Annotated in this window: 15 protein-coding genes and 1 pseudogene; 2 read left to right on the top strand and 14 right to left on the bottom strand. The window is 40.3% G+C overall.

All coding sequences use genetic code 11. The features are described from left to right. Nucleotides 1–24 precede the first annotated feature (24 nt). Nucleotides 25–618 carry a dihydrofolate reductase family protein gene (locus ACTHN6_RS18685; RefSeq protein WP_440437294.1) on the bottom strand — a complete coding sequence of 198 codons (594 nt, stop codon included), beginning with the start codon at nt 616–618 and terminating at the stop codon, nt 25–27. Between the two features lie 265 nt (nt 619–883). Here ACTHN6_RS18685 and ACTHN6_RS18680 point away from each other — a divergent pair, with 265 nt between their 5' ends. Next, entirely contained in the window at nt 884–3055 is a 2172-nt protein-coding gene (locus ACTHN6_RS18680) for a DUF5916 domain-containing protein (protein ID WP_440437293.1), read from the top strand. A gap of 323 nt (nt 3056–3378) precedes the next feature. Next, complete coding sequence (locus ACTHN6_RS18675; protein WP_440437292.1) at nt 3379–3816, top strand: IPExxxVDY family protein; 438 nt, start codon at nt 3379–3381, stop codon at nt 3814–3816. A gap of 61 nt (nt 3817–3877) precedes the next feature. Here the strand turns inward: ACTHN6_RS18675 and ACTHN6_RS18670 are convergent, their stop codons facing one another. From ACTHN6_RS18670 to ACTHN6_RS18610, 13 genes and pseudogenes are all read right to left on the bottom strand, one after another. Further along, nucleotides 3878–4975 (bottom strand): redoxin domain-containing protein, encoded by a 1098-nt coding sequence (locus ACTHN6_RS18670; RefSeq protein ID WP_440437291.1) that lies wholly within the window; start codon nt 4973–4975, stop codon nt 3878–3880. Nucleotides 4976–5138: 163 nt separating this feature from the next. Beyond that, complete coding sequence (trpA, locus tag ACTHN6_RS18665) at nt 5139–5909, bottom strand: tryptophan synthase subunit alpha (protein ID WP_440437290.1); 771 nt, start codon at nt 5907–5909, stop codon at nt 5139–5141. A 61-nt stretch (nt 5910–5970) separates the two neighbouring features. Further along, nucleotides 5971–6939 carry a hypothetical protein gene (locus ACTHN6_RS18660; protein WP_440437289.1) on the bottom strand — a complete coding sequence of 323 codons (969 nt, stop codon included), beginning with the start codon at nt 6937–6939 and terminating at the stop codon, nt 5971–5973. An 81-nt stretch (nt 6940–7020) separates the two neighbouring features. After that, the gene (def, locus tag ACTHN6_RS18655) at nt 7021–7599 is read right to left on the bottom strand and encodes a peptide deformylase (protein WP_440437288.1); all 579 of its coding nucleotides are present in this window, start codon (nt 7597–7599) and stop codon (nt 7021–7023) included. A gap of 104 nt (nt 7600–7703) precedes the next feature. Beyond that, nucleotides 7704–8117 (bottom strand): Holliday junction resolvase RuvX, encoded by a 414-nt coding sequence (gene ruvX, locus ACTHN6_RS18650; RefSeq protein ID WP_440437287.1) that lies wholly within the window; start codon nt 8115–8117, stop codon nt 7704–7706. 8 nt (nt 8118–8125) lie between these two features. Then, nucleotides 8126–9049: a UbiA-like polyprenyltransferase gene (locus tag ACTHN6_RS18645; RefSeq protein WP_440437286.1), complete on the bottom strand. Its 924-nt coding sequence runs from the start codon at nt 9047–9049 to the stop codon at nt 8126–8128. Nucleotides 9050–9098: 49 nt separating this feature from the next. Continuing rightward, on the bottom strand, nt 9099–9647 hold the full coding sequence (locus ACTHN6_RS18640) for a Uma2 family endonuclease (RefSeq protein WP_440437285.1): 549 nt from the start codon (nt 9645–9647) through the stop codon (nt 9099–9101). Nucleotides 9648–9950: 303 nt separating this feature from the next. After that, complete coding sequence (locus tag ACTHN6_RS18635) at nt 9951–11036, bottom strand: acyltransferase family protein (protein ID WP_440437284.1); 1086 nt, start codon at nt 11034–11036, stop codon at nt 9951–9953. A gap of 27 nt (nt 11037–11063) precedes the next feature. Further along, nucleotides 11064–11603: an RNA methyltransferase gene (locus ACTHN6_RS18630; protein ID WP_440437283.1), complete on the bottom strand. Its 540-nt coding sequence runs from the start codon at nt 11601–11603 to the stop codon at nt 11064–11066. Nucleotides 11604–11663: 60 nt separating this feature from the next. Then, nucleotides 11664–13391 carry a phospho-sugar mutase gene (locus ACTHN6_RS18625; protein WP_440437282.1) on the bottom strand — a complete coding sequence of 576 codons (1728 nt, stop codon included), beginning with the start codon at nt 13389–13391 and terminating at the stop codon, nt 11664–11666. Nucleotides 13392–13468: 77 nt separating this feature from the next. Continuing rightward, nucleotides 13469–14821: an RIP metalloprotease RseP gene (rseP, locus tag ACTHN6_RS18620; RefSeq protein ID WP_440437281.1), complete on the bottom strand. Its 1353-nt coding sequence runs from the start codon at nt 14819–14821 to the stop codon at nt 13469–13471. Nucleotides 14822–15164: 343 nt separating this feature from the next. Further along, a complete protein-coding gene (locus ACTHN6_RS18615; protein ID WP_440437280.1) occupies nt 15165–16319 on the bottom strand; it encodes a 1-deoxy-D-xylulose-5-phosphate reductoisomerase in 1155 nt (384 codons plus the stop codon). A gap of 96 nt (nt 16320–16415) precedes the next feature. Further along, nucleotides 16416–16690: pseudogene (locus ACTHN6_RS18610) on the bottom strand (hypothetical protein); the annotation flags it as partial.

Here is a 16690-nt window from a genome sequence, read left to right as displayed (position 1 = left end):
GCAACTAATTTTTTCTGCTGTTTCTTAAGCCCCAACAGTCCCCGTCTTTACCTCCCCGGCACGTTTATAGTTGACCATAATAACACCGGTTGGTGTAGCAATGCTTTCTACCAAGGTAAATGCTGCGGGAATGGCGCCATGCACAAACAACTTCTTTCCTTCGCCAAGGGTTAATGGGTGAATGAAGAGCCATAATTCGTCCACGAGGTCATGCTTCAGCAGCAATTGAATCAGCTCACTGCTGCCCCAAACCTGGATATTGGCACCATCTGATTCTTTAAGTTTTTCAATACCCGCCAGGCTGTTTAGGAAAACACAGTTTTTCCAATCTGAGTTATTCCTGGTAGTGGATAGTACATATTTTGTTACATCATTAATTCCCGGCCATACAGTTGCATGTGCGGGCCAGTAATTCTCCCAAATTTCAAATGTTTTTCTGCCTAAGAGCAGGTCGGAAGGTTTCATAAGTTTTTGCATAATCTTGCCCGATACTTCATCATTATAAGGCGCTACCCATCCGCCATATTTAAAACCATTTGATGTATCTTCTCCAGGACCGCCAGGCGCCTGCATCACACCGTCTAATGTGATCATTGATAACACGGTTATCTTTCTCATATTATTCTCCTTTTTATTGTTTTTTATGCCTGCCTGAATTGAAAGGCAATAAGCAAATGTCAATCATAACAATCAGGTTGCTGCAGTGTAAATGCGGCAATCTTAATGGCAGAATGCGAAAGCCATTGATAGCGTATCATTAAAACTGCTGGTTGCATAAGATTGTCTGTTTTAAATGTTTTCAGTGATTGCTCTTGATGAAGATTCAAAATCTGTTTTAAAACAAGTAATAGTATTTTTGACGCCTTTAATACAAAACCAATACTTGAAAAATTTTTTCACGCTGTTTTTTTTATCCTGCTTTTTTTATTCGTTTGCTCAAAAGAAAAATGAAGCCTATCAATACTATATTCACAGGGCAACATCGCCTGTTGTTATTGATGGTATAATGAATGAGGGAGCCTGGCAGCAGGCACAAACGGCAACAGATTTTTTTATGGTATTGCCCATGGATACCAGCAAAGCAAAGGTGCGTACCGATGTTAAAATGACTTACGATGATCAGAATATTTATCTCATTGCCATATGTTATACTGCGCTTCCGGGGCCGTATATGGTGGAGTCATTAAGGCGCGATTTTAGTTTTGGTAAAAACGATAATTTTCTTTTGTTCATGGATCCTTTCGATGACCAGACAAACGGTTTTTCTTTTGGCGCCAATGCTGCCGGAGCCCAGTGGGATGGTATTATGTATGAAGGCGGTTCTGTTGACCTGAGCTGGGATAACAAATGGTATTCTGCCGTAAAAAATTATCCTGATAAATACATATTTGAAGCGGCTATTCCCTTTAAAACCATTCGGTATAAAAAAGGCATAACCAAATGGGGGATTAACTTCAGCCGCAACGATCTTAAAACAACAGAGAAATCAAGCTGGACGCCTGTGCCGCGGCAATTTCCCACGGCTTCATTGGCTTATACCGGTGTGTTGGTTTGGGACCAGCCACCACCTGAAGCGGGTTTAAATGTTTCCGTTATTCCGTATGCGCTTGCCGGTTCTGAAAAAGATTTTAACACGCACAACAAAACTGATTATCGCGGCGATATTGGCGCGGATGTAAAAATTGGCCTTACATCTTCACTCAATTTAGACCTTACTGTGCACCCCGATTTTTCGCAGGTGGAAGTGGATAAGCAGGTTACCAATCTCAGCCGTTATGAATTATTCTTCCCTGAAAGAAGGCAATTCTTTTTAGAGAACGGCGATCTTTTTGCCAACTTCGGTTATGACGATATCAGGCCTTTTTTCTCCCGCAGGATTGGTTTGGGCGTGCCGATAAAATATGGTGCCAGGTTAAGCGGAAAGCTAAACAAAGACTGGCGCATCGGCGCCATGTACATGCGCACCGGAAAGGTGAACGACCTTGATCTTCCTGACCAGAGTTTTTCCGTTGTGGCGTTGCAGCGAAGGGTGTTTTCGCGTTCCAATATTCGTTTTCTTTTTATTGATAAGGAGTCTTTGAATTATCATCCCAATCCGGATTCGGTAAAATATTTATACCAGGCTTATAACAGGAATATCGGGTTTGAATATAACCTCGCTTCTTCCAATAATATATGGACAGGCAAGGCTTTGTTTTTAAAATCATTCAGCCCCGGTAAGAATTCTAAAGATTTTGTTCATGCGGCAAGCCTGCAGTATAGCAGCAAATATTGGTTGTTGTTATGGCGGCACGAATTTGTTGGCAATAATTACAGGGCCGAAGCAGGGTATGTTCCCAGAAAAAATTTTATTAAGCTAAACCCACAGGTGACACGCTATTTTTTTCCCAAATCAGGTATTGTTTTAAGTCATGGGCCGCAGTTAACTTCCATTAATTTTTTTGATGATAAATTCCATCAAACCGATAATCAAAACACTTTGTCTTATCTGGTAACCTTCAGGAATAAGGCAACTTTTACCGGTCTTGCCAGCCATGATTATGTGCGGTTGCTGCAACCTTTCGACCCCACCAATCTTGGTAAAGATTCTTTATTGGCCGGCACAAAACACCACTGGAATACGGCAGGTTTTGATTTTGTTTCGCAGCCTCAGCAGTTATTTACCTACACTTTGTCTGCCCGAGCCGGTGGTTACTATGCAGATGGCGCTTACCGTAACGTTGCAACAGAATTGGGATATCGTTTTCAGCCTTATGTAAGTATTGCCTTAACCGGAAGTTATAATAATATAAAATTGCCTCAACCCTGGGGCAATACCACGTTTTGGCTGGTGGGCCCGCGGCTTGATATTACGTTTACCAACAAGCTTTACTTTACCACGTTTATTCAATATAATGAGCAGTTGAAAAACATCAACCTTAATACACGGTTGCAATGGCGCTATAACCCGGCATCTGATTTTTACCTGGTATATACCGATAATTATTACCCGGCGCCGTTTTCTGTAAGAAACCGCGCTTTTGTTTTAAAGTTTAATTATTGGTGGAATTTATAAGAACGGTTTGCTGCCTGCGCGTATGCTGTTAGAGAAACATAGATAATTATCGCCGGAATGTGATTTTACACATTGCGAACCCTATCCTGAAAAATTTGGATACCATTTTCCAATTGGAAAACCCTATCCTGAAAAATTGGGATGCCATCCGACAATTGAAATCCTATTTGCACATCTTGCGCTATTACAGGCGTTTTCTGCCGGCTGGCGCCATTAACCGGGATGGCAGCAAATAAATAGGGCGGAATAAAAGCATCAGTCATTAGAAAAATACAGTCCAACCTCTTTCCCGAAACAAAAATGTTTAGTTACTTGCTTTCTTTATGGCAAAACTGGTTTTAAATATTGATGGCATTGAAGATGATTTTTTTACCGGCGCAAGAATGCTGGGTATTATGTCGCAAACCAAGAATTTCCGTTTTTGCTGGTTGGTGAATACGCATTTGCATGTAGATTTCAGGCTGAATGCCGATGCTGAAATCCAGTTAAACAAAAAGGGCAGGAGTTATTTTTTTGAAGTATATCAGTTTTGCGAGCCGGGCTGCGAAACTGAACATTATATTTATCACAACCAGTTTGAAGGAGAACACCTTTTACCCGAGTTTAAGCATTTCGATTTCTTATGGCTTGCCAAATCTGCCAACCTGAATGATGAAGATTTTTTACTGCTGCAGCAAAACCTGAAAAAGATAAACGGCGTGCAGCTTGTAACCGAGCTTACCCCTGAAAAAATAAAGAACAAAACCAATCTTATCTTTTAAGTGGGTGGTTAATGGCTTGCAGCCTGAAGCCTGCAGCTTGTAGCTCACAACTTTAATAACATCAATTCAATACTTCCTTCAGCCTTTGTTCCAATGCATCGCCGCGCAGGTTGCGGCCTATGATTTTACCGGAAGGATCTATCAGTATGTTCTGCGGAATCATGTCTATATGATACATTTCTGCCACGGCATTCTGAAATTGTTTTAAATCGCTCACATGCGTCCAGGTGAGGTTATCGGCATGAATGGCTTTAAGCCAGCTTGCCTTATCTCCATCCAGCGAAACGCCGAGTATAGTAAAGTTTTTGTCTTTGTATTTGTTATAAGCAGCCACCACATTTGGGTTTTCCAGGCGGCAGGGTTTGCACCAGCTTGCCCAAAAATCAATCAACACATATTTGCCCTTAAACTGCGATAAAGAAACTTTTTTACCAGAGGTATCGGGCTGCGAAAATTCAATTGACTGCGTGCCCACGGCGCCTATTTTATCGCGTTTAATTATTTCTGAAAGGTTTGCCGCAAACTGGCTTTTTAAGGCGGGCCCATCAAGCTGCGCATATCTTTTTTCAAGCAATAATACATCGCGGTTAGGGTCGGTATCATAACTGTAGGCCAGCAATAAAGCTGCCACGGGCGAGCTTTTTTTACGCTGAAGAAAGCGGTCAATAGCGTTTTGATAAATGTTATACGCAGTGTTCAGCATAATGGAAGCAGAATCATGCAGGCCCTGCGATGTGGCCGACATTAGCTGGTTGCGGAAATAACTTACATAATCATTAATGGGTTTTATATCGTATAAAAACTCTTCATATTCAATATTGCTGGGCGAGCCGGTGATTACAACATCATTTTCACTACTGCCATTAATGTTTACCGTATCACCTCCCATAAATACTACAACCCTGCGCTGCAAAGAGGGGAAGAGAATAATGCGTGCATCCACATTATCTACCGTGCCGCTCAATTTAAAAACGCCGTTTTGCACGGTAGCGGAAGCAAGTGTGTCGGTGCCGTTAAAGCCAAGTAAAATAACTTGTGAATTTTCAGGAACAGAGGTAATGTGGCCCGTTATTAAAAAATCCTTTTTATCCTGTGCGTTTGCAACTACAGGTAATAACAACAAAATAAAAATCCATTTCCGCATCATAATAGCATTCATATTTACTGTTCAAAATTTAAAACCATTGCTTCGCAAGGTTTACTGTATTGTGTTATGTTGCCGGCTGCAGTATTTCATGGCATCGTTCCTTGTGTCACTCCCTTGTACTGCATAATAAATGGCGGCAATAAACCCCGAGGGTTTTTAAAACCCTCGGGGTTTACTAACCAATAATCGGTTGCAAAAATGCTTTTGTAGCTTGCTCCATATTTTCCGCAGCCTCAATACTTTTAATATATGCTGTGCCTATAATAGCGCCGCTGGCATGTTTGCAGGCAGCATCAAAACTTTGTTTGTCTTTTATGCCAAAGCCCACCAGCACCGGGTTTTTTAAGTTCATGCTTTGCAGGCGCTGCAAATATTTTTCAACCGCATTCAAATCCTGCTGCTTGCCGGTTGTTGATGAAGATGATACGGCATATAAAAAGCCCGTGCTTAATTCATCTAATCTTTTTATTCTTTCTTCCGATGTTTCGGGTGTAACCAAAAAAATAAAATCGAGGCCGTAGCGACGGATAATGGGGCCGTACTCTGTTTCAAATTCATGTTCCGGTAAATCGGGAAGAATTAAACCGTCGATTGGAATAGCAGCAGCGTGCTGGCAAAACCTTTCAAAGCCGTATTGCAATATGGGGTTCATGTAGCCCATTAAAATAACCGGCACATAAATTTCTTTGCGGCAATCCTGCAGTTGTGCAAAGAGTTTTTCAATCGTCATGCCGTTTTGCAGGGCCTTTGTGCCGCTTGCCTGGATAACCGGGCCGTCTGCCAGCGGGTCGCTATAGGGCATGCCGAGTTCGATGATGTCGGCGCCATTGTCCTGCAGGGCTTTCATCACCGTTAGTGTGCTGTTTAATTCGGGAAAGCCAGCCGTGCAATAGACATTTAAAACATTTTCTTTTTTACGCTGAAATAATTCTTCTAACCTGTTCATGAGAAATTGAGATGTTTAGTATTGGCCCTGGTAGCTTTAAGCCGCCCGGGTTGGTAACCCGTCAAAATTCAGGCTTAAAATCAAATAATGTTGCTGTAAATTCTCCACGCTCTCTTTTTTTGGTTACGGCGCTGAAGTTGCCTTTATAACGCATGGTTTCAGGCACAAGCAAATTACCCACGTGTGTCATTTCAACTTGCATAGTTACATTAAAATCATACAGCCCGGCTTTATAGCTTAATGAATAGCTGCGGCTTACTACTTCCATGGTGGCAGCATCAAACCTTGTGGTCATTTCATCTACTACAATATTTTTCCGGCTGAAGAACCCGAGATCAGCTTTAGGTTTTATGCTGAAAATATAAACGGAATTGCCTTTGTAAGTATCGTAGTCCAGGGCATAATCATAAAGCTTATGCGCATCCTCGTCATACAGGTCGAGTTTGTTGCCAATAAACGGTATGCCGGGAATTCTTCTGCCCGGGTTAAAAAACAGCATCTTTAATTGTTCTTTATGTTTTTCTGTACCGCTTTTGCCGGCGGTAGAAAATTCGCGGCCGGCCACAATATTATCTTCACCGCAGGTTTTGCCTTTGGTAAGAAATATGGAAGCATACATTTCGCCGGTTAAATAATTGAAATCACCATTAGGTTTAAGAAAATCACCCGAGGTCTTTTGATCGAGTGTTTCCATATAGCGGCAACCTTTGTCGCGGTGCTGCTTTGTTTTGCTGTAATAACTTGCCTGCACGCCGTTGTTTTTATTCAGCATGGTTATGTTGTTGTAAGAAGTGAATTCAACAATATGCAGGTTGCGGAATGCTTTATAAAAAGTAGTATCGTTTTGAATGCGGCGCAGGAGGCTTTTATAATCAATGCCGCTTTGAACAATTACAGGTTTAAGCGTGAAAGTGCCCTTGTCAATAATAATAGTGGTATCTTTTCCTTCAACAATAAAAGAATCTCTTTGCTGGGCCAAGATTATAGCGGGCAACAGGGTTAAAACAACAACTGCATACATCAATTTCATTCGTACAAGTTTGAATTTTCAATGGCCTCATAAACGCCCTGGTGTAATACTCTCTTGTGTAAATTTTTTTTACATGGGTGATTATTTAGGGAATGCCATTTTATAATCCACTTTTATTTTACCCTTTGTAATGTCGGTTAATTTACCCTGTAATAATTTTTTCCTGAATGGTTTAAGGTAATCTATAAAAAGTTTGCCTTCAATGTGGTCGTATTCATGCTGAATAATGCGGGCTGTAATGCCGTTGAAGGTATCAATGTGATGGTCAAAATTTTCATCATCATATTCAATGGTTACGGTCTCCGGCCTTGAAATGTCTTCCCTTATCTTGGGAATGCTTAAACAACCTTCATTATAATCCCAGGGCAAACCGCCGGTCTCAATAATCTTAGCATTAATAAACACTTTTTTAAAGCCGGGTTCATCGGGATATTTACCTTTTTCATCATCTTCCTGGTTGGCAAAAAGCTGCTGGCTGTCCACAATAAACAAGCGGATATCTTTATTTACCTGGGGTGCGGCCAAACCTACACCGCTGCTGGCATAAAGGGTTTCCCACATATCCGTGATCAGCTTTTCGAGATTGGGATAATCCGGTGTAATATTTTTTGCAACGGTTCTTAAAACCGGTGTTCCGTATGCGACAATAGGTAAAATCATAAATCCTCTAATTTCCCTAAGGAATAACTATTAAGTGACGAAAATAATGGCTGCGAAGATAAAATTTAGGATGTTAAACAGAGAATAAAAGTCCTGAAAGGCTTTTATACCAGCGTTTTCAGGTATTCCTGCAGCATAATAGCGGCAGCTATCTGGTCAACATTTTCTTTTTTTTGACGATCTTTTTTCTTCATGCCCATTTCAACCATTGCCCGCGAAGCCAGTTTGGAAGTGTAGCGTTCATCCACCGTTTCTATCTTCATCAGTGGAAAATCTTTCTTAAATTTTTGTATAAACTGGTGCACCAATGGCGTGGCATGCGTATCGCTTTCATCCCAGTTTTTCGGCTCGCCTATTAAAACCAGTTCTACCTCTTCCTGCTGAAAATAGTTTTTAAGAAAAGGAAACAGGTTTTTGGTTTCAACGGTTGTTAGTGCGGAAGCAATAATTTTTAAAGGATCGGTTACGGCCAGGCCGGTGCGTTTTTTGCCATAATCTATACAAAGAATGCGGGGCATAGTGAAAATTAATGAATGAAGAGGTCGGCTATTACGAGCATGCCAAATACAACGCTGGCAATGCCGTTAGCTGTCATGAAAGCGAGGTTTACTCTTTTTAAATCATTTGGTTTAACAATAGAATGCTGGTATAATAACATGCCACAAAACACGGCAATGCCTATCCAGTAAACAAAATGAAAATGGCCGTAAAAACCGGCAGCGATTACGCAGGTTGCACTCAGCAGGTGTAAAGATTCCGAAACATGCAGCGCTTTGGATTTGCCTATAACAGCCGGGATTGAATAAAGGTTTTGGGATTGATCGAACTCCACATCCTGCAAGGCATAAATGATATCAAACCCGCTCACCCAGAATATTACAGCGAAGGAAAATAATATAGGCAGAACGTCAAATCTTCCTGTTACGGCAAGGTAAGCGCCAATGGGCGCCAGCGATAATCCCAATCCTAATACCAAATGGCAAAGCGGCGTAAAGCGTTTGGTATAACTGTAAAACAATACCACGAACAATGCAATGGGAGAGAGGAAGAAACAAATTTTATTGATAAAAAATGTGGCTGTTATAAAGATGATGCAATTCAATATTACAAAACGCAATGCACTTTGCGGTGATATAATGCCTTTGGGAATTTCGCGGATAGCCGTACGCGGGTTTTTAGCATCAAAGCTCCTGTCGAGATACCGGTTGAAAGCCATGGCGGCACTGCGGGCGGAGACCATGCAAATGAGCACGAGGAGGAATTTTATAATAAAGAAACTCCAATCATTAAAATGATTATTCCAACCAACACTCTTATTTATATTCCATTGATTTAGTGTATTGAAAGGGAAATTAAAGATTCCTAAAAAAAAGCCAATCAAAGCAAAGGGTAATGCAAAAATGGTATGCGAAAACTTTACAAGTGACAAATAATTCTTAACCGTGGTCATTCTGCAAAAATAGGTTGAAGTTTTTATACGCTTCTTTAAGAAAAGAGGGTTAATACTCTTCCAGGTTTATTTGCAGGTTATTTAAAGTGCGGATTGTTAAAACTGGTGAATTTTCATACTCAAGGTTAAACCGGATTCCAGATATATCTGAAAGAAAAGCTCTTGCTGTTGGCTTTTTCTGCATAAGATCGATAACTATGTATTCCCGCAAGCCGGATTTTTCATACTCCTCCAGCTTTTTTCCTAAATCATATTCATCGGTTCCTGCTGATAAAATTTCTATTATCAAATCAGGGATGCCGTAAATACGTTTTTGATGAATGATGCCGGCATTTTCGTTGCTGATAAATAATAAGTCGGGTTGATATACATTATGATTATTGATTTCAACATCGATAGGAGAAGCATATAACCTGCCTAGTTTATTTTTTTTAATATAGCTGCCTATTTCAATAGATAAAAACATTGACATGCGCTGGTGCGCTTCGGTGGGTGCGGGTGACATAATAATGTTATTGTTTATGAGTTGAGCCAATGTGCCCTGCGGCAACATATCAAACACCTGCTTTATAGTTCTTGGAATAGCTTGTGTTTCCATAGCTTAAAGTTACTTTTTTTTCATTACAGTTTTGAGTAAACCATCCTTATATCTATTGCAGTATTTAGAAAAGTTCTTCGGTTACTTGATGTTTTTTTTGAAGATGCAGGGCAACGTCATACCAGTCACTCAATAGCGCTTAAACTTGAGCGCATTATTATTTATAAAGCTGCATGAACAGGAGCCTGCGATGCTACCTGCGCTTCAGCCGAAGTGTTGCGACGCAACGAAGCTGCCATGCGATATCTTAGCCGGTAACCCAAATATGCTTCAAATTTTGGCTGCAAGCCAAAGTAAACTTTATCACGAACTCGCAAACTTCTTCTTAAAATATTTTCTAACCGGTATATCATAAAATTTCATTACCAGCCAGGCAAACACAACCAACAAGATCACGCCGGGAACGATTATGAAAGGAAGTTGATCCATCGTTGGTTTGGAAGAGGTGTAATAATTGCCGAATATCCATATTGCGGCATAATGCGTCATATACAACGGATAAGAAATGTTGCCCGAAAACATGTAAATGTTTTTCGTTTTCGGGCTAAGTGTTGAGCCTGCCCCAAGCGAGACGATTAAAGGAAAATAAAACAGCACCACAAGCAATTCTGTTAACCAGTTAAAACTGGTGCCCGGCATAATAAAGGCTAAACTTAACAACACGGTAAGGCTCATAAAACCGAGGTCGTTTTTAATGATCCAGTTGCTGCGGTAGATTAGTAAGCCTGCAGCAAATGAATAGGCCAATCTTGCGCCGCCATCCCAGAAAGTTTCTCCTGACCAGCCGCCTAATAAATTACCGGAACGATAACTTACATAACATAAAAGCATTGCCGCTAATATTGTTATTATAACAAGAACGCTTCGCTTTATCCTGCATAAAATAAATGCATACATAATGTTGGCAATATATTCCCAGAACAGCGACCAGGATGGCGCATTCAGGCCAAATAAATTAAAAGCGCGTTCTTCCATTGCGGGCATTGGAATAAGCATGATTGAACTAATAAAGAGCAATAAAATACTGCCTGCATTGTAATTGGTATAAGCGTTAGAAAATGGGTCGAGCAGAAAACCTGCAAGGCCAAGCACGCTGCCCAATACAACGAGCGGGTGCAACCGTATTAAACGCAAAGTGAAGAAGTTCTTTAAGCCCATTTGCTGCATGCGGTTATCGTAAGCATAACCCATAACAAAACCGGAAAGACAGAAGAAAAAATCGACCGCCAGAAAACCATGACCGATAAAGTTTTGGTTGTAATCCGGGAAAACCCATTCCATAAAATGAAATATAACTACAGCCAACGCTGCTATGCCTCTTAAGCCATCAAGGATATTAAAATGTGGTTTTGTTTTTAAAACGGAAGCCCCCGTGCTTTTAATTGCCATGCTGTAGAAGAGAAGTTTATTTTAGTTTCAAAGACCAGGGTGTGATATACTTTTTACTAATTGCCATAACACAACACCGGCAGCAACACTTACATTCAAAGAATGTTTCATACCCTGTTGCGGAATTTCGATGCAGCCATCGCATTGCTGCATTACCAGGTCCTGCACGCCGGTAACTTCGTTGCCAAAAACAACGGCTGTTTTTTGGTTTGGCGGGATAGAAAAATTTTCAAGTGAAATACTTTGTTCAGCCTGTTCAATGGCATAAATTTTATAATCGTTTTGTTGAAGCTGAAGGATGGCGTCCATAATATTATCAAACTGCATCCAGTCAACGGTTTCAGATGCGCCAAGCGCTGTTTTATCAACCTGCCTGTGCGTTGGCGGCGGCGTATAACCACAAACAAAAATGCATTCAATTAAAAATGCGTCCGAGGTTCTGAATATACTGCCCACATTATAAGCGCTGCGGATATTATCGAGCACCACAATTATTTTATGTTTTTCCGCCTGCTTAAATTCTTCAACCGTTTTACGGTTCAGTTCATCCATGCTTAGTTTACGCATGGCGCAAAAATAAACTGCCCCGCGTATTGCGGGGCAGCAAGCATAGCAATTGGCTTAAATTTATTTCAGCTTCATATCAACAATAATATCCTGTATCTTTTGTTTTTGCGAAGCTAAGGCGTCATCAAAACCTTCTTTATTTTCCAGGTTTGTGTGCACGCTAAAGTAGAATTTAATTTTGGGTTCTGTGCCACTTGGCCTTGCAGAAATTTTTGATCGGTCTTCCAGCTTAAACTGCAATACATTGCTTTTTGGTAAATTGATCTTCCAGGTTTCGCCGGTTTTTAAATTTTTTCCTTCCTGTGTTTGATAATCGAGTAATTCAATTACGGGGGAGTTACTGATAACTGTTGGCGGATTATCCCGATAAGTTTTCATCATTTCTGCAATTTCTTCCTGCCCGCGCATGCCTTTTTTGGTAATGCTGATCAGTTCTTCATAAAAAAACCCGTATTGGATATAGAGGTCAATAAGCTTATCATATAAGCTTACGCCTTTATTCTTTTCATAAGCCGCCATTTCGCATAAGAATGCCACAGCAGAAACCGCGTCTTTATCGCGCAGTTTATCGCCCACCATCAAACCAAAACTTTCTTCACCACCAATAATATAATTTTCTTTGCCTTCTTTTTCTTTTATTAATTCGGCTATCCATTTAAAACCGGTAAGCACATTATAACACGCAACATTATTTTTTTCTGCAATGGCGTCAATCATATAAGAGGTTACAATGGTTTTTATAACCATGTCGTTTGGCTGTGCAACGCCTTTTGCCCTGCGGGCTTCAAGCATATAGGAAATAGCAAGTACTGCTGTTTGATTGCCATTCATCAATACCCATTCACCTTTATGGTTTTTTATACCGATGCCAACACGGTCTGCATCAGGATCGGTACCCAATAAAATATCAGCATTAAGTTCGGCCGCTTTTTTTAACCCGATGCTCATGGTTTCACTTTCTTCGGGATTGGGATAAACCACAGTTGGAAAATTGCCATCCGGCATTTCCTGTTCTTCAACAATGGTTACATTGTCAAAACCAAATTCCTTTAAAACTTTTGGCACGAGTGTAATACCAGTGCCGTGTATAGGTGTGTAAACAATTTTAAGATCGTGTTGTTTGGCAATAACATCGGGATAAACGCTGAGGCTTTTCACCATTTTAATATAAGCTTCATCTATGTCTTTGCCGATGATAGTAATGTTTGATTCACCACCGCTGAACTTAACATCGTCAACACTTTTAATGGCTTCCACTTCTTTAATTACATTCTTATCATGCGGCGGCACTAGTTGCCCGCCATCGTTCCAGTAAGCTTTGTAGCCGTTATATTCTTTGGGATTGTGAGATGCTGTAATTACAACGCCGCCGTTCAGTTTTAAATAACGGATAGTGAAACTTAATTCAGGTGTGGGGCGCAAGGCTTCAAACAAAAAAACCTTTATGCCATTAGCTGCAAAAACGTTGGCAGTTGTTTCGGCAAAAAAGCGGCTGTTGTTGCGGCTGTCGTGTGCAATGGCCACTTTTATTTCAACATCGCCTAATGTTTTCTTCAAATAATTGGCAAAACCCTGTGTAGCCATGCCAATTGTATATTTATTCATGCGGTTGGTGCCAACGCCCATTAAACCACGCAAACCGCCGGTCCCAAATTCAAGATTTTGATAAAAAGATTCTATAAGTTCTGCTTCGTTGGTGCTTTGCAGCTTTTTTATTTCATTCTTGGTTTCTTCATCATAATTGCCATTGAGCCAGGTGTCTATTTTTTGTTTTAAGGCAGCATCCATAGTTTAATATTTTGTGTGAACGCAAAGTAATAAACTATGGATTTTATAGAAAACTTATTTTAAGAGGTGATGATGCTTTACCTAAACAACCTGAAAATATCCAGCCCCAATGCATATGCCATTAAGCCAAGCAGCAATATCATACCAAACATTTGCGCGTATTCCATAAACTTATCCGTTGGCTTGCGGCCCGTGATAATTTCATAAATGCAGAATAATGCATGGCCGCCGTCCAATGCCGGTATAGGCAATATGTTCATGAATGCAAGAAGAATAGAAAAGATAGCAGTTAGCGTCCAGAAACTTTGCCAGTCCCACACGCCGGAGAAGGCATCACCGATACTGATTACGCTGCCAAGGGAATCGCTTACTTTAACTTCAGATGAAGTGAAAAGCAATTTTAAGTTGCGTATATATTTATCAAGTGTTTCCCAGCATTTGCTCATGCCTGCAGGAATGGCCTCAGGAAAAGTATAATTAATTTGTTTGATGCCTAAAATTTTATCAGCGCCTCTAAAGCCAATATAACTATTACCGTTATCATCGAAAGTAACAGTTGCATTAACGGTGTCTCTGCCATTGCGCAAAACAGTTATAACACCGTCTTTGTTTTTATATTCTTTTGCAAGCCTTACATAATCGGCATTATAATGCACAGGCGAATTATTAAAGGCAATAACAGAATCACCTTTTTGCAAATTGCCTGATTTAATTTTTGCTTTTTCCAAAACGGAGTCAACAATAAGCGGTAAACGCACATACGAAAAACCACCCAGCCTGTTTTTGTTTAACTGGCTGATAAAACCCGCCGGCAGCGGCAGTTTAATTAACTCGCCGTTTCTGTCAATCGTAATAGATTTAGCTTCATTAATTATAATGGTAGAACCAACTGTGCCCACTTTTTCAATTCGTGTTGTATCTACAAGCACAATGTTATCACCATCTTTCAAACCTATTTTTGTACCAAGGCTGTCGGCATATACGCCATATTTTAAATTTTCAACAGGAATATAACGATCGCCCCAAACCCATGTGATTGTTATAAAAATTACAATCGCCAGCACCACATTCATAAATACACCGGCCACCATTATTATTAAACGTTGCCATGCGGGTTTGCTCCTGAACTCATAAGGTTTGGGAGGTTGTTTCATTTGCTCTTTATCCATGCTTTCATCCACCATGCCCGAAATTTTCACGTAGCCGCCAAAAGGCACCCAGCCAATTCCATAGATGGTTTCGCCTATCTTCTTTTTCCAGATGCTGAACCAGGGATCAAAAAACAAATAGAATTTTTCAACACGGCATTTAAACCATTTTGCAGTGGCATAATGGCCCAATTCGTGCAGGGTAACCAATATAGAAAAGGATAAAATAAACTGAAGTATTTTAACGCCAACACTCGTCCAGTCAATTGCTAATAATGTCATAATAGCCTAATCCGCCACGGCGGACTTTTTAAGTTTGTAAATGTTAAGCCCGATTACTTTTTTTGAACCGCTGTTTTAAGATTGCCGCGCATTTATTTTATGATACCAGCTTTTGTTTTCATGGTATCGCCTGTTGCGCCGCATCCCGTCTTACCAGCGCCAGCCGGGCAGACTTCAACTGTTGATTCATCATTCAGCTTCAGTATTAGAGCTTATAATACTGAATGCATTCAAACAACTTTAAAAATTTTGCAATGATAGCAATTCATTTGTTAATCAAATAATATAAGCCGGATAAAAGGCGCAACTATGAATTATTCCCTAGGGCAGGGCATGCGGTTTTCTATAACTGTATTAATGATGCGGCGTATTGACGGGCTTCTGCATCACTTTCAAAATAATCAGTAAGAACAGGCTTTTCTATAAACGTAATTTTCTCCATGGTTTTTTCAATAACGGCCGTAATATCGAGGAAGCCTATTTTATTACGTAAAAAAGCATATACGGCAATTTCATTGGCCGCATTTAAAATACAGGGCATATTACCGCCTTTATATAAAGCCTCTGTTGCAAGCACAAGGTTGCGGAAGGTGCGTAAGTCGGGTTCTTCAAAATTTAAGGTAGAAGGTTTCTTAAAATCGTATCGTGGGAACTGATTAGGTAATCTTTGCGGAAATGCCAACGCATATTGAATGGGCAGCTTCATATCAGGCAAACCCATTTGTGCTTTTATGCTGCCATCTTCAAATTGAACCATACTATGTATAATGCTTTGCGGATGGATCATCACCTGTATCTGGTCGGGGTGCAAACTAAACAACCATTTCGCTTCTATCATTTCCAGCCCTTTGTTCATAAGGGTGGCAGAGTCAATGGTTATTTTGGCGCCCATCGCCCAGTTGGGATGCTGCAATGCATGATCGCGTTTTACATTCACTAAAAAGTTCGGCTTTTTACCAAGAAACGGGCCACCGCTTGCCGTGAGAATTATCTTTTCAATTTTATTCCTGCCTTCACCAACCAAACATTGAAAAATAGCTGAGTGTTCGCTGTCAACAGGAATAACAGGAACCCTTTTTTCAAAAGCTTTCTGCATTACAATATCGCCTGCCACTACCAGCGTTTCTTTGTTGGCCAATGCCACAGGCTTGCCTGCTTCAATAGCATTAAAGGTTGGCTGAAAACCGGCGTAGCCCACTATAGCCGCGAGCATTAAATCGTATGAATCCATCAAAGCCACTTCATTCAATGCCTTTTCGCCGGCAAACACCTTAATCGGCGTATTGGATAAAGCATCTTTTACTATTTCGTATTTTTTTTCATCTGCAATTACAACAATATTGGGGTTAAACTTTATTGCCTGTTCAATCAATAATTTGTCGTTGGTATAAGCGGTAAGAATTTCTACGGAGAATTTATCAGCGTTCGCCTCTATCACTTCCAGAGCCTGTGTGCCTATTGAACCTGTTGAACCAAAAATTGCAATACGTTTAACCATAGCTGCTGCTTGAATTTTGTAAAGATAAAAGAATTAAGATACGCCGTTCAGCAAATACAATACCTGAAAATAAAATGCATTAGCTGAACAACAACGTTAGCTGGCTTTGTAATTATATAGGGCGTTTGCAATTATCCTTTCGTTACTTAAGCGTGGAAGTTTATTCTGGCCGCCGAGTTTGCCAATTGATTTCATATAATCTATAAAACCGTTTTTTCTTATGGGTACTATTTTTAAAGGTTCAAGAATATTGCCACTTATCAGATCGTCGTAGTAAATATTTTTTTCCCGCAGCGTATTATCAATTTCTTCAGCAAGCGCCGTAATATTTTCAGGTATATCTTCAAATTCGATAAACCATTCATGGTAAC

The sequence above is a fragment of the Parafilimonas sp. genome (assembly GCF_051953455.1).
GTDB lineage: Bacteria > Bacteroidota > Bacteroidia > Chitinophagales > Chitinophagaceae > Parafilimonas.
The sequence above is the reverse complement of the archived record's forward strand: the minus strand, read 5'-3'. Positions and strand labels throughout refer to the sequence as shown.